This is a genomic window from Pseudomonas sp. SWI44 (assembly GCF_002947915.1).
In the GTDB taxonomy this organism is placed as follows: Bacteria; Pseudomonadota; Gammaproteobacteria; order Pseudomonadales; family Pseudomonadaceae; genus Aquipseudomonas; species Aquipseudomonas taiwanensis.
This window is the reverse complement of record NZ_CP026674.1, coordinates 611,167-625,300: the sequence shown is the minus strand read 5'-3', so window position 1 is coordinate 625,300 and position 14,134 is coordinate 611,167. Positions and strand designations below refer to the sequence as shown.

The 14,134-nt window shown below is 64.5% G+C and carries 11 protein-coding genes; 9 read left to right on the top strand and 2 right to left on the bottom strand.

Going from position 1 to position 14,134, the window contains the following annotated elements; translation table 11 throughout:
* Nucleotides 1-105 precede the first annotated feature (105 nt).
* The 5 genes from C4Q26_RS03025 (at nt 106) to C4Q26_RS03005 (ending at nt 7,192) form a co-directional block, all read left to right on the top strand.
* Nucleotides 106-588, top strand: a complete 483-nt coding sequence (locus C4Q26_RS03025; protein WP_023379606.1) for a formate dehydrogenase subunit gamma — start codon at nt 106-108, stop codon at nt 586-588.
* A complete protein-coding gene (locus tag C4Q26_RS03020; RefSeq protein ID WP_104882703.1) occupies nt 582-2,141 on the top strand; it encodes an NADH-quinone oxidoreductase subunit NuoF in 1,560 nt (519 codons plus the stop codon). Before C4Q26_RS03025 ends, C4Q26_RS03020 begins: the two co-directional genes overlap by 7 nt.
* Entirely contained in the window at nt 2,138-5,017 is a 2,880-nt protein-coding gene (gene fdhF / locus C4Q26_RS03015) for a formate dehydrogenase subunit alpha (RefSeq protein WP_104882702.1), read from the top strand. The genes C4Q26_RS03020 and fdhF overlap by 4 nt, the downstream gene beginning before the upstream one ends.
* Entirely contained in the window at nt 5,014-5,217 is a 204-nt protein-coding gene (locus tag C4Q26_RS03010; RefSeq protein ID WP_023379609.1) for a formate dehydrogenase subunit delta, read from the top strand. Before fdhF ends, C4Q26_RS03010 begins: the two co-directional genes overlap by 4 nt.
* Before the next feature lie 163 nt (nt 5,218-5,380).
* Entirely contained in the window at nt 5,381-7,192 is a 1,812-nt protein-coding gene (locus tag C4Q26_RS03005; protein ID WP_104881985.1) for an ABC transporter ATP-binding protein/permease, read from the top strand.
* A 33-nt stretch (nt 7,193-7,225) separates the two neighbouring features.
* On the opposite strand, the gene C4Q26_RS03000 is transcribed toward C4Q26_RS03005, so the two are convergent.
* Nucleotides 7,226-7,855, bottom strand: a complete 630-nt coding sequence (locus tag C4Q26_RS03000) for an SOS response-associated peptidase family protein (RefSeq protein WP_104882701.1) — start codon at nt 7,853-7,855, stop codon at nt 7,226-7,228.
* 102 nt (nt 7,856-7,957) lie between these two features.
* The gene (locus tag C4Q26_RS02995) at nt 7,958-9,187 is read right to left on the bottom strand and encodes an MFS transporter (RefSeq protein ID WP_104882700.1); all 1,230 of its coding nucleotides are present in this window, start codon (nt 9,185-9,187) and stop codon (nt 7,958-7,960) included.
* A 364-nt stretch (nt 9,188-9,551) separates the two neighbouring features.
* Between C4Q26_RS02995 and C4Q26_RS02990 the strand changes: the two genes are divergently transcribed.
* The 4 genes from C4Q26_RS02990 to C4Q26_RS02975 all read left to right on the top strand — a co-directional run bounded on the left by C4Q26_RS02990 (nt 9,552) and on the right by C4Q26_RS02975 (nt 14,041).
* Nucleotides 9,552-11,792, top strand: a complete 2,241-nt coding sequence (locus C4Q26_RS02990) for a TonB-dependent siderophore receptor (protein ID WP_104882699.1) — start codon at nt 9,552-9,554, stop codon at nt 11,790-11,792.
* A gap of 115 nt (nt 11,793-11,907) precedes the next feature.
* Nucleotides 11,908-12,195 carry a hypothetical protein gene (locus C4Q26_RS02985; RefSeq protein WP_023379614.1) on the top strand — a complete coding sequence of 96 codons (288 nt, stop codon included), beginning with the start codon at nt 11,908-11,910 and terminating at the stop codon, nt 12,193-12,195.
* The gene (locus tag C4Q26_RS02980; protein ID WP_023379615.1) at nt 12,192-13,712 is read left to right on the top strand and encodes a PepSY domain-containing protein; all 1,521 of its coding nucleotides are present in this window, start codon (nt 12,192-12,194) and stop codon (nt 13,710-13,712) included. Before C4Q26_RS02985 ends, C4Q26_RS02980 begins: the two co-directional genes overlap by 4 nt.
* The gene (locus C4Q26_RS02975; protein WP_104882698.1) at nt 13,709-14,041 is read left to right on the top strand and encodes a DUF3325 domain-containing protein; all 333 of its coding nucleotides are present in this window, start codon (nt 13,709-13,711) and stop codon (nt 14,039-14,041) included. Before C4Q26_RS02980 ends, C4Q26_RS02975 begins: the two co-directional genes overlap by 4 nt.
* Nucleotides 14,042-14,134: the final 93 nt, after the last annotated feature.

Genomic DNA, 14,134 nt, shown 5'->3' with positions numbered 1-14,134 from the left:
TGCCGACAACCACGCAACCGTGACGTGGTCGGTACGCCGCAGCAGAACACGCCGGGCACTTGCCACTACAACAAAAGGCGGGCCCGTGATGCAGAGGTCCGCTGTATGCCTGATGAACTGCTTGACCTGCCGTTGATCCACAGCATTCTGGCGCGCGAAAAGGAAAACCCTGGCGCGCTGTTACCGATTCTCCATGCCATCCAGGACAGCATCGGCTACGTACCCGATGCCGCCGTCCCCGAGATTGCCCATGCCCTCAACCTCAGCCTGGCCGAGGTGCGTGGGGTCATCAGCTTCTATCACGATTTCCGCACCGCGCCGCCAGCCCGGCACACCCTACGCCTGTGCCGCGCCGAGTCGTGTCAGAGCCGTGGAGCCGAAGCCCTGGCCGCGCAACTGCGCGAGCAGCTGGCGCTGGACGATCATGGCACCAGCGCCGATGGGGCTATCGGTTTGCGACCTGTGTATTGCCTGGGAGCCTGTGCCTGTTCGCCAGCCCTGGAGCTGGACGGTCAACTGCACGCAAGGCTCACCCCTGAGCGGTTGCGGGCCTTGGTCAAGGGTTGCCTGGAGGACGCAGCATGCTGAAGCTGTTCATCCCCTGCGACTCCGTGGCCCGTGCCGTCGGTGCCGATCAGGTCGCCGATGCCCTGTTGCGCGAGGCCGAGCGTCGGCAATTGCCGCTGCAGATCCAGCGCACCAGCTCACGTGGTCTCTACTGGCTCGAACCCTTGGTGGAGTGCGACTTCGGCCGGGGGCGTCAAGGCTTCGGGCCGGTTACCCCGGAGGACGCGCCAGCCTTGCTCGATGCGCTGGTGGGCGAGCCGGGTGGCCATTCGCTGGCCTTGGGTGCCGTTGAAGACATTCCGTATCTGAAAAGCCAGCAGCGCCTGCTGTTCGCCCGCGCCGGCATCACCCGGCCCTTGTCGCTGGAGGACTACCGCGCCCATGGCGGCTTCGAAGGCTTGCGCAGCGCCGTGACGATCGGCGGTGCCGATGTGGTCGCCCAGATGCTCGAATCCGGCCTGCGCGGCCGTGGTGGCGCAGCCTTCCCGGCGGGCATCAAGTGGCGCACCGTGCGTGAAGCCGGCGCTGGACAGAAGTACGTGGTGTGCAATGCCGACGAAGGCGACTCCGGCACCTTCGCCGACCGCATGCTGATGGAGGGCGATCCGTTCCTGCTGATCGAAGGCATGGCCATTGCCGGTCTCGCGGTGGGCGCAACCAAGGGGTACATCTATGTGCGCTCGGAGTACCCGGATGCGATCCGCGTGCTCGACCAGGCACTGCTCATCGCCCGTGACGCGGGTTATCTGGGCGACGACATAGTCGGCAGCGGCCAGGCCTTCGACCTGGAGGTGCGAGTAGGGGCGGGTGCTTATATCTGCGGCGAGGAAACCGCGTTGCTGGAGTCCATCGAGGGCAAGCGCGGAATCGTCCGTGCCAAGCCACCGCTGCCTGCCCTGCAAGGCTTGTTCGGCCTGCCGACCCTGGTGCACAACGTGCTCACCCTGGCCTCGGTGCCGACGATCCTGGCCAAGGGCGCGGCGTTCTATCGCGACTTCGGCATGGGGCGCTCGCTGGGTACCATGCCGTTCCAGCTGGCGGGCAATGTCCGCTACGGCGGCCTGGTGGAACGCGCCTTCGGTTTGACCCTGCGGGACCTGGTGGACGGCTACGGCGGCGGCACCGCCAGCGGCCGGCCGTTGAAGGCCGCGCAGGTGGGGGGGCCACTCGGCGCCTGGGTGCCTCCCAGCCACTTCGACACCCCGCTGGATTACGAAGCGTTCGCCGCCATGGGCGCGATGCTCGGCCACGGCGGCGTGGTGGTGGCCGACGACACCCTGAACATGGCCAGCATGGCGCGCTTCGCCTTGCAGTTCTGTGCCGAGGAGTCCTGCGGCAAATGCACCCCGTGCCGAATCGGCTCTACCCGTGGCATGGAGGTGGTGGACCGGCTGATCGCCACCCGTGACCTCACCGAACGCCACGACCAGGCCCTGTTGCTGCGTGACCTGTGCGACACGATGCAGTACGGCTCGCTGTGCGCCATGGGCGGGATGACCTCCTACCCGGTGGCCAGTGCACTCAAATACTTCCCCGCCGACTTCGGGTTGACCACCACGGAGGCCGCCCAATGATCAATTTCTTCGACCCCCAGACCGACCTCGGAACCCCAGCGCGCGAAAGCGACGTGCAGGTCAGCCTGACCATCGACGGGCGCGCGATCAGCGTTCCTTCGGGCACGTCCGTCATGCGTGCCGCCGCGTTGCTGGGCACCAGCATCCCCAAACTTTGCGCCACCGACAGCCTGGAAGCCTTTGGCTCGTGCCGGCTGTGCATGGTGGAAATCGAAGGCATGCGCGGCTACCCGGCTTCGTGCACCACGCCGGTCAGCGAAGGCATGGTGGTGCGCACCCAGACCCCGCGCCTGGCCGGCCTGCGCCGCAACGTGATGGAGCTGTACATCTCCGACCACCCGCTGGACTGCCTGACCTGCTCGGCCAACGGTAATTGCGAACTGCAGACCGTCGCCGGACAGGTTGGCCTGCGCGAGGTGCGCTACGGCTATGATGGCGCCAACCACCTGGCGGAACAGAAAGACCAGTCCAACCCGTATTTCGATTACGAGCCCAGCAAGTGCATCGTCTGCAGCCGCTGTGTGCGCGCCTGCGAGGATATCCAGGGGACCTTCGCCCTTACCATCACCGGACGCGGTTTCGACTCGCGGGTCGCGCCAGCCGGTGGCGACAACTTCCTCAGCTCCGAGTGCGTATCCTGCGGTGCCTGCGTGCAAGCCTGCCCGACCGCCACCCTCAGCGAGAAAAGCGTGATCGAGCTTGGCCAGCCCGAGCGAGCGGTCATCACCACGTGTGCCTACTGCGGCGTGGGCTGTTCGTTCCGCGCCGAAATGAAAGGCGACCAGTTGGTACGCATGGTCCCGGACAAGAATGGCGGCGCCAACCACGGCCATGCCTGCGTCAAGGGCCGGTTCGCCTGGGGTTATGCGACCCACCCCGACCGCATCACCAAACCGATGATCCGCAAGCGCCTGGAAGACCCTTGGCAGGAAGTCAGCTGGGACGAGGCGGTGACCTATGCGGCCAGTGAGTTCCGGCGCATCCAGCTCAAATACGGGCGCGACTCGATTGGCGGTATCACCTCCAGCCGCTGCACCAACGAGGAAGCCTACCTGGTACAGAAACTGGTGCGCACCGCGTTCGGCAACAACAACGTCGACACCTGTGCCCGGGTCTGCCACTCACCGACTGGCTATGGCCTCAAGCAAACCCTGGGGGAGTCGGCAGGCACCCAGAGCTTCGACTCGGTGATGCAGGCCGATGTGGTGCTGGTGATCGGCGCCAACCCCACCGACGCCCATCCGGTGTTCGGCTCGCAGCTCAAACGGCGCCTGCGCCAGGGCGCGCGTCTGATCGTCATCGACCCTAGGCGCATCGACCTGGTCGACTCGCCCCATGCCCGCGCCGACCTGCACCTGCAACTGCGGCCCGGCACCAACGTGGCCATGCTCAATGCCTTGGCTCATGTGATCGTCACGGAAGGGCTGCTGGCGCAGCGCTTCATCGACGCCCGCTGCGAGACCGTGGACTTCGCCCACTGGCGCGATTTCGTCAGTCAGCCGGAGAACGCCCCCGAGGTACTTGGCCCTGTGTGCGGTGTACCCGCCGAGCAGATCCGTGCCGCGGCGCGCCTGTATGCAACCGGTGGCAACGCGGCGATCTACTACGGGCTTGGCGTTACCGAGCACAGCCAAGGCAGTACGGCGGTAATGGGCATCGCCAACCTGGCCATGGCCACCGGCAACATTGGCCGGGAAGGGGTCGGGGTGAACCCATTGCGCGGGCAGAACAATGTGCAGGGCTCGTGCGACATGGGTTCGTTCCCCCACGAGTTGCCCGGTTACCGGCACATTTCCAACGAAACCGTACGTGCCGAATTCGAGCAAGCCTGGGGCGTGACCTTGCAACCCGACCCCGGGCTGCGCATTCCCAACATGTTCGAGGCCGCGCTCGACGGCAGCTTCAAGGCGCTGTACTGCCAGGGCGAGGACATTGCCCAAAGCGACCCAAACACTCAGCACGTCACCGCCGCGCTGCTTGCCATGGAGTGCGTGGTGGTGCAGGACATCTTCCTCAACGAGACGGCCAAGTTCGCCCATGTGTTCCTGCCGGGCAGTTCGTTCCTCGAGAAGGACGGTACCTTCACCAATGCCGAGCGGCGTATCTCGCGGGTGCGCAAGGAGATGGAGCCGCTGGCCGGCAAAGCCGACTGGGAGGCTACCGTGGCCCTGGCCAATGCCCTGGGCTACCCGATGAACTACCGCCACCCGTCCGAGATCATGGACGAGATCGCCCGCCTCACGCCGACCTTCCACCGCGTCAGCTACACCGAGCTCGACCGCCACGGCAGCCTGCAGTGGCCGTGCAACGAGGCAGCGCCCGACGGCACGCCGACCATGCACATCGACCAGTTCGTGCGGGGCAAGGGGCGCTTCATGCTCACTGGGTACGTGCCTACCGACGAGAAGGTCAACAACCGCTATCCGCTGCTGTTGACCACCGGCCGCATCCTCAGCCAGTACAACGTTGGCGCCCAGACCCGGCGCACCGCCAACGTCGCCTGGCATGATGCCGACCGTTTGGAAATTCACCCTACCGATGCCGAGAGCCGGGGCATCGTCGAGGGTGACTGGGTTGGCATTGGCAGTCGTGCGGGGCAGACGGTGCTGCGTGCCAAGGTCAGCACACGGGTAGCGCCCGGGGTGGTCTACACCACCTTCCACTTCCCCGAGTCTGGCGCCAACGTGATCACCACCGACAACTCCGACTGGGCCACCAACTGCCCGGAATACAAGGTTACGGCGGTGGAGGTGGTGAAGGTGTTCCAGCCGTCGCAATGGCAGAAACGCTACCAGGACTTCAGCGAGGAGCAGCGTCGTCTGCTCAAGGAGCGCCGCGCCGCGGAACAACCGGAGAAAGCCGAGGTACGTCGATGAGTAGTGAAAACCTGGTGAAGATGGCCAACCAGATTGCCCATTACTTCGACAGCGAACCGGATCACGCCCTGGCGGTACAGGGCGTTAGGCAGCATCTGAAAAGCTTCTGGACACCGGCCATGCGTCGGCAACTGAGCGAGTGGAACCAAGCCCATGGGGGAGAGGGCTTGGACCCGAAAGTGCGGGAGGCTCTGGCCTAGGGGAGGGAGTGCTGGTCCTGTCGCCGGCAACCCGGCTACTACAGAGGGTGTGCCGGGGTGGGGGTGGTGCGAAGATGAAATGTCCGTAATGTTTTTCTGTCGAGTCCTGGGGTAATGCTACGCTCGCGAAAACAACCCCATGCACTCGTTACGGAATTGCACCATGGACATGAACTGGCACCAGGCCTTGCAGGAGAGCCTGAGCTGGCTTGCAATCGCCTCGTTCATCACCCTTGCCTGTTTCACCGCTGCGGCCGCGCTGGCAGTGCGCTATACCCGTTGGGGCAGCCAGTTCTGGCAGTTGGCCGGCCCTTACTTCAGTTTCCGGCGCAGCTGGCGGCCTCTGCTTGGGTTCGCGCTGCTGCTGGTGCTGACCTTGTTCGCGGTGCGCCTGAACGTGCTCTTCTCGTTCTGGTACAACGGCTTCTACAGCGCGTTGCAGGCCCTGGACCAGACAGCGTTCTGGTACTTGCTCGGGGTATTCGCGGTGCTGGCCACCATCCATGTGCTGCGCTCGCTGTTCACTTATTATGTGACTCAGGCTTTCAACATCCATTGGCGAGTCTGGCTGACCGAGCGCCTGACCGGTGATTGGATGCATGGCGACGCCTACTACCGTGGGCAGTTCCTCGCCGAGCCGGTGGACAACCCCGACCAGCGTATCGAGTTGGACGTCAACGCCTTCGTGACCAATTCGGTGTCTCTGGCATTGGGTGCGGTCAGCGCGCTGGTTTCGCTGGTCGCCTTCACGGGCATTCTCTGGGGGCTGTCGGCGCCGCTGTCGGTGGCTGGGTACGAAATCCCGCGGGCGATGGTATTCGCCGTCTACGTGTATGTGATCGTCGCCACCTGGATCGCCTTTCGCCTCGGGCGTCCGCTGATTCGCCTCAACTTCCTCAACGAAAAACTCACGGCCAACTTCCGTTATGCATTGATGCGTCTGCGCGAAAACGCGGAGAACATCGCGTTCTACCAGGGCGCTCAGGTGGAGCGAGGCACGTTGCTCGGCCGCTTCACCGCGCTGATCGGCAACGTCTGGGCGTTGGTGTTCCGAACCTTGAAGTTCAGCGGCTTCAACCTGGGTATCAGCCAGGTGGCCGTGGTGTTTCCGTTCATCCTGCAGGCGCCACGGTTCTTCAGCGGTGCAATCAAGCTTGGCGATGTGATGCAGACCTCCCAGGCCTTTGGCCAGGTGCAGGATTCGCTGTCGTTCTTCCGCGAGTCCTACGATACCTTCGCTCAGTACCGCGCCACCCTCGACCGTCTGACCGGTTTTCTCGATGCCAACCAGCAGGCCAGCGAACTGCCGCAGGTCACCACGCAGGACCAGGCACACGCGCTGGACATCAGCCGGCTGCAAGTGCTGCGCCCCGACGGCCACCCCTTGATCGCCGACTTGAATCTGAACCTTCAGGCCGGCCAGGCGCTGTTGATCAAGGGGCCGTCCGGCAGCGGCAAGACCACCTTGCTGCGCGCGCTGGCAGGGCTATGGCCCTATGCCGAAGGCTTGGTCCGCAGACCCCTGGGCAATCAGGCGCTGTTCCTTTCGCAGCGCCCATACCTGCCACTGGGCGACCTGCGAACCGCCATCGCCTACCCGGCGAGCAGCGGTGCGGCGGACGATGCGCGCATGCAGCAGGCGTTGCGTCAAGTCAACCTGCCCCACCTGGCCGAGCGGCTGGACGTCAGTTGCGACTGGTCGCACATACTCTCGGTTGGCGAGCAGCAGCGCTTGGCGTTCGCCCGGGTGCTGTTCAACCGGCCCCAAGTGGTGTTTCTCGACGAGTCCACTTCAGCCATGGACGAGGGGCTGGAGCATGCGCTGTATTCATTGTTGCGCAATGAGATGCCTGACACCTTGCTGGTCAGTGTCGGCCACCGCAGTACCTTGGCCAGCTTCCACTCCCACCGCCTGGAAGTGGATGGCCATGGCGGTTGGTCGTTGATCGAACAGGAGTTGCTACCCGTCGGCTAGGGCGTGCACCTGTGGGAGGCGCCTGCCTGTAGTTCAGCGCCGCACTTGCGCTGGGTCGGTTACGGCGGACCACTCGAACTGGTCTGGCGCCAGGCACTGCACCTGCTCCGCCGGCAGCTGCGAATCGAGCCACGACCGCGCGTGTTCCGGCGCCAGCACCAGGGGCAGGGCGGTGCCGGCTCGTGGATCATGGTCCTGCGTCAGGATCACGAAACCATCGTCCTCTTCTGGCGCCAGCCCTATACGAATCTGCGTCAGCGCGGCGACGAAGATCGGAGCCCCGCTTTTCAGGCGAACGAAGTGGCACCGTCGCCCGTTAGGTGCCTGTGCATCGTCCGACCAGGCGTACCATCCGTCCGCCATCACCAGCGCTCGGGTCTGTGGCCACAAGGCATGGAAGGGCAGGCAGGCGCTGATGATCTGCAGTGGCGCGCTGATCGATGCAGGCTGGCGCTTGCCCGCCCACAGCGGTGTCCACCCCCACGGACGTGGCGTCAAGCGCAGGCCGGTGTCGCTGTCGTGCAGGATCAGCATACGAGTGCCCGGCTCGATGGTGGGGTGGCCAGGGGGCTCGTTGCTGGCGCTGTCGAGCACAGGCTGTTCGGCGCCCAGCACTCGCAGGTAGTCGGCAGGGCCCTGGTATTGGGCGAAGCACTCACACATGGGCGTTACTCCCTGAGGCGGGTGGAGCGAAGCTGGAAGGCTCCGGGGTCTGTGGCACGTTACCTCGCCGACAGTGAAGCGTTGATGATCTATGCAGCGTTTTCACTGTGAGCGCACCTGGCTGCTGAAGTGGGGCAACAGGGCCAAGCCGACCAGCGTGGCGCCGGCGAATGCGGCGCCGACCAGGAATGTGGCCCGAAAACCTGCGCCGTCCCATAACAGGCCAGCGACCACGCTGGCACCCAGCAGCGCCGCGCCGGTGAGCAGGTGGAACAGGCCAAAGGCCGTCCCACGCAGTCTGGCCGGGGCACTGTCAGCGATCAACGCACTGAATATGCCCTGCGTGAAGCCCAGGTGCAGCCCCCAGGCCACCACGCCGAGTGCCAGCCCGATCCAGCCCGGACACAGCGCCAGCAGCAGGTCGGCGATCAGCAGCAATGCCAGCCCCAGCATCAGCACCACGCGGCGGCCGCGCCGGTCGGACAGCGTACCTGCAGGGTAGGCCGAGATCGAATAGGCCAGGGCCAGGAGCACCAGCACCGCCGGTGCCCACTGCGCGGCCAGGCCCATGTCCTGAGCGCGCAGCAACAGGAAGGCTTCGCTGAAGCGGGCCAGGGTGAACAGCGTGGCCAGGATGATCAGCCGCCAGTAAGCAGACCCTAGCCGCACCAACTGGCGCAGGGCAAGCGGTGAGCGTACGGGACGCGTCTTGGGCAGGGTGTCCGGCTCGCGGACGAAGGCTATGAGGATGAACACTGCCAGGAACGCAGGCACCACCGCCACCCAGAACACCGTCTGGAAGTGACTGGAAGTCAGCCACATCACCCCGATCGCCAGCAGTGGCCCGAGCAAGGCGCCGACCGTATCCAGCGCCTGACGCAAGCCGAATGCTGCACCGCGCAGCTCTGGAGGGGTCACATCCGCCACCAGCGCGTCCCTGGGCGCCCCGCGAATACCCTTGCCGATGCGGTCGACAAAGCGCGCACCGGTCAGCCACTCAAGGCCGGTCGCCAGCGGGAATACTGGTTTGGTCAGGGCCGCGAGGGCATAGCCCAGCACCGTGAGCAGCTTGCGTTTGCCCAGCCGGTCGCTCAAGGCACCGGAGAACACCTTGGTGATCGATGCGGTGGCCTCGGCGATACCCTCGATGAAACCCACCGCAACGACCGAGGTACCAAGCACGGTCACCATGTACAGCGGCAAAAGGGCGTGGATCATCTCCGAGGAAATGTCCATGAACATCGACACGAAGCCCAGCGCCCAGACACTGCGGGGAATTTTCGGCAGTACCCGGGTGGGTCCTGAGCGTTCGGATTTTTCGGCGGCGCGCATGGTTGGCCTCGGCTTCCTACCTTCGAAACTGTAGGAGTCATTGGGCAGGTTGCAACATTGCTGGTGTGCCGGGTTGTTCATGCCAGCCGACCCGCTTTGCCGGCGCTGCGACAGTGCCCGAAAAACGTCTGGGGGCGACGCGGCGACCGTGCTCCCACTCCTGAAGCGAACATACCGAACCCCCGCTTGGCGAAGTTCCGTCACAAACATGTAAATTTCGTAAATAAGATTTAAACACATTTGAGAATCATTATATTCACCATCCCTGTTGGCCCCACACAATGCTTGCCGGGCCGAAGGGCGAGGGGCCCGTCGGCGCGCAGGCCGGGCCGTGCCTTTGCCCATGACCGCAGGAGAAGTGTCGATGCAATCCAGAACCTCACCCAACAGCCTGGCCCTGGCGTTTGTCGCGCTGGCGTCGCCGGCCATGGTGGCGACTGCGGCCGAGGCCGAACAGCAACACACCGGTGAGGTGGTGGAGGTTCCGATGGCCGACCCTGCGCTGGTGATCCAGGACACCTTGGTGACCGCCGAGCGTGAGGCACGCCAGGCGCTGGGTTCGTCGATCATCACTGCTGAAGATATCCAGCGTCACCCACCAGCCAATGACCTGTCCGACATCATTCGCCGCGAGCCGGGGGTCAACCTCACCGGCAACAGTGCCAGTGGCGCGCGGGGCAACAACCGCCAGATCGACCTGCGGGGCATGGGGCCGGAAAACACCCTGATCCTCATCGATGGCAAGCCCTCCAGTGCACGCAATGCGGTGCGTTATGGCTGGAACGGCGACCGCGACACCCGTGGCGAAACCAACTGGGTGCCGGCCGAGGCTGTCGAGCGCATCGAGATTCTTCGCGGTCCGGCTGCATCGCGCTACGGCTCCGGCGCCATGGGCGGGGTGGTCAATATCATCACCAAACGCCCCACCGAAGCGTTCAAAGGCAACGTCAACCTGTACACCCAACTGCCCCAGGACAGCGCCGAAGGGGCTAGCCAACGGACCAACTTCAACCTCAGCGGCGGGCTGACCGAAAACCTGGGGGGGCGGTTGTACGGAGGCCTGGCCAAGACCGATGCCGATGACCTGGACATCAACGCCAGCCATGCCAACAGCGCTTTGGTCGCTGGCCGTGAAGGGGTGCGCAACAAAGACATCAATGGTCTGCTGAGCTGGAAACTCAATGATGAGCATCGCCTCGAAGCCAGCGCAGGTTACAGCCGCCAGGGCAACATCTACGCTGGCGATACCATGAACAGCAACGGTGGCAGCAATGTCGAGCTGATCTCCAGCCTGTATGGCCACGAGACCAATGTCATGCAACGGAGCACCTACGACCTGACCCACCTGGGTGATTTCACCTGGGGCACCAGCAAGACCTCCCTGGCCTACGAGTACGTGCGCAACTGGCGTCTTAACGAAGGCCTGGCCGGTGGGCCTGAAGGGGCGATCAACGACACCGGGGCGGCTATGTCGCGCCTGCGCAACACCCGCCTGAGCAGCGAAGTGAACCTGCCGTTCGCCACGGGCAGCACCGAGCACGTGCTGACCCTGGGCGGTGAGTACCTCTACGAGTCGCTCAACGACCAGGGCTCGTTCCGCCCGCAGAGCTTCGACCCCAGTGGCGCGGGCAACAACGTCATCAGCGGTTTCGACCGCAGCGACTCGAAGATGACCGCCAAGAGCTATGCGCTGTTCGTCGAGGACAACATCGTTATCGGTGACACCACCGTCACCCCTGGCCTGCGTTTCGACCATCATGAGACCTTTGGCGACAACTTCAGCCCGAGCCTGAATGTGGCGCACAAGTTGACTGAGTCGTTGTCGCTCAAAGGGGGGATTGCCCGCGCCTACAAGACGCCGAACCTGTACCAGTCCAACCCTAATTACCTGCTCTACAGCCGTGGCAACGGCTGCAGCGTGCAGCAGACCAACGCCGGTGGCTGCTACCTGCAAGGCAACGCCGACCTGAAGCCGGAAATCAGCGTCAACAAGGAAGTCGGCCTGCTGTACGACCGTGGCACCTGGCGCACCAGCGCGACCTACTTTCGCAACGACTACAAGAACAAGATCATCGGCGATACCGATGTGCTCTACACCATCAACAGTGGCCGTCGTGTGACCCAATGGGAAAACGCCGGCAAGGCGCGGGTCGAGGGTATCGAGGGCAACCTGTTCGTCGAGCTGAGCCCGACGGTGGACTGGAACACCAACCTGACCTGGATGCTCGACAACGACAACCGCGAAACCGGCGAGCCGCTGTCGGTGATCCCCGAGTACACGGTCAACACCACGCTGGACTGGCGTGCCACCGACAAGCTGTCGTTCCAGGTCGCCGGCACTTACTACGGCAAGCAGAAATCGCCGACCTACAACTTCCGCACCCAGGAAGACTACGACGAACAGGCGCAGCAGGATGTCGAAGCCTACGGGTTGGTGGATGTCAGTGCCGGGTACACGTTCAACGCCAACTACAACGTGCGGGTAGGGGTGAACAACGTGTTCGACAAGCAGATCCTGCGCGGCGGCAATGCCAGCAGCTCGGGCGCCAACACCTACAACCAGCCAGGGCGCGCGTTATTCGCTTCGTTGAACATCTCGTTCTGATCATCGCCAGCAAGCCGGCCCCACACGACCCTTGTGGGAGTCGGCTTGTGGTGGTGACGAACCGCAGCGATGGGGCTGCACGCAGCCCCCTAGGAAAAACACCAAGGACCACTCGATGATCAGAGTCCCCGCCTGGCTGCAGATCCTCTCCCGCAGCTGCGCCGCGTTACTCGGCGGCTACGCCTTCAGTTACTCGGCCACCGCTTGCCTTGCCCGTCTGCTGCCGCTATCGCCCGCCGACGCGGTGATCGTCTCGACCCTGCTGGCATTCGTCCTCTACACCGGCGCCATCCTCTGGGCCTTCGCCAGCCGTGACGCCTTGCGCGCCTGGGCGCCGCTCGTCCTGGCAGCGCCGCTGGCGCTCATCGGGTTCTGGCCCCAGACACTGGAGTGGCTGGCATGAAAAACACGTTCACTCAATCCATGGCCTGGCTGCACACCTGGGCCGGGCTGATCTTCGGTTGGTTGCTGTTCGCCATTTTCGTCACCGGCACGTTGGCGGTGTTCGACGAGGAACTCAATCACTGGATGAAGCCTGAGATCCCGACCCGTAGCGTTTCCCAGGCCGATGCTGCCCGACAAGCGGTGGCCTTTTTGCAGGCGCATGAGCCGACAGCGAGCCACTGGGGTATCAGCTTGCCCACCGAGCGGGCGCCGGGGCTGCGGGTGTCCACGGGGGAGCGCCGCCATGGCGGTGGGGTGCAACTGGACCCGGCAACCGGCGAAGTCATCGAGGTCCGTGACAGCGTCGGCGGCAACTTTTTCTTCCGTTTCCACTTCACCCTCGACCTGCCGCGCAATTGGGGCATCTTCGTGGTCGGAGCCCTGGCCCTGGTGATGCTCGCCGCGCTGGTGACCGGTATCGTCATTCACAAGAAAATCTTCAAGGAGTTCTTCACCTTCAGACCGAACAAAGGCCAGCGCTCCTGGCTGGATTTTCACAACGCCAGTGCAGTGCTGTTGCTGCCGTTTCACCTGATGATCACCTACACCGGGCTGGTGATCTTCATGCTGATCTACATTCCCGCGGGCGTCGATGCGCTGTTCGATGGCAACCACCGCGCTTACTTCCAGGCCCAGGGCAATGCGCGGCTCGAACAACCCCGTGGGTTGACCAGGCAACCCGGCGAGCTGGTGGACATCGCACCCTTGCTGGCCCAGGCCGAGGCCCAGCTCGGCCCGATTGCTGGCTTGAGCATCCGTAACCCCAACACGGCCGGCGCACGTATCGAGATCCGCCCGGAGCTGGGCAACCGCATCGCCCTCAGCAAGGGCCAGGCGATGGTGTTCGATGGCGTCAGCGGCAAGCTGCTCAGCGATGTGCCTGAGCTGCGCCCTGCGCCGTTGACCCAGCGGGTGATGGTCGGCCTGCATTTCGCTCAATTCGGGGGCTACCCGATGCGCTGGCTGTACTTCGCCTGCGGGCTGGTCAGCTGCGCGATGATCGCCAGCGGCCTGGTGCTGTTCTGCGTCAAGCGCGGGCGCCAATACGCCAACAGCGGTGCCGAAGCACGCGGGCTTGGTGGGTACCGGGTTGCCGAGGTGTGCAACATCGGCTTCATCACCGGCCTGCTGCTGGCCTGCATCGGCTTGCTGTGGGCCAGCCGCTTGCTGCCAGTCGAACTGGCACTGCGGGAGCAGTGGGAAGTACGGGCGTTCTTTGGCGTGTGGTTGCTGGCGCTGCTGCATGCGGGTGTGCGCCCGGCCAAGCGCGCTTGGGTCGAGCAACTTGGCCTGGCCGCGCTGCTGTGCGCAGGCTTGGCCTCGCTCGGGGGAGTCGGCGATGCCATCCGTCTTGGCGTGGTGGTCACGGCGCTGGTGCTGGGCGGGCTTCTGGGGGCGGCGGCGTGGCGGGTGCAGCGTAAGCCGTCGGCGCCCAGGCAGGCAAGGGCAGGGCGCCTGAGGGAGATGCAAGCATGATCATGCTGGTCACAGGCGGCTTGCTGTGCGCCTACGCTGGAATGCTCGGGCTGTGCCAGGGCCTGGAGCGCCACTACAAGCAGGTCTGGCAGCGCACCTGCCCCCGGTCGCTTCGTCTGACCCTGCGCAGCGCAGGTTGGCTGGCCTTGCTGGCGAGCCTGTGGCTCTGTGCCCAGGCCTGGGGTTGGGCCATGGGACCGGTGGCTTGGTTCGGTGCGATGTCGCTGGCCGGGATGGCACTGCTGATGCTGCTGCCATACTGGCCACGGCTGGCGGTTGCGTTGGTTGCGCTGGTGCCGGTCTGGGGGCTGCTGCAGCTGTGCTTTTGAGCCGGACGCGAGGCTGCAAGCCAGTCCCTGGCGCGCTGACGCTGCCTTCCGTCACCCTGGCGGTTGCGGTAAAACATCCACAGACGTGCTAAA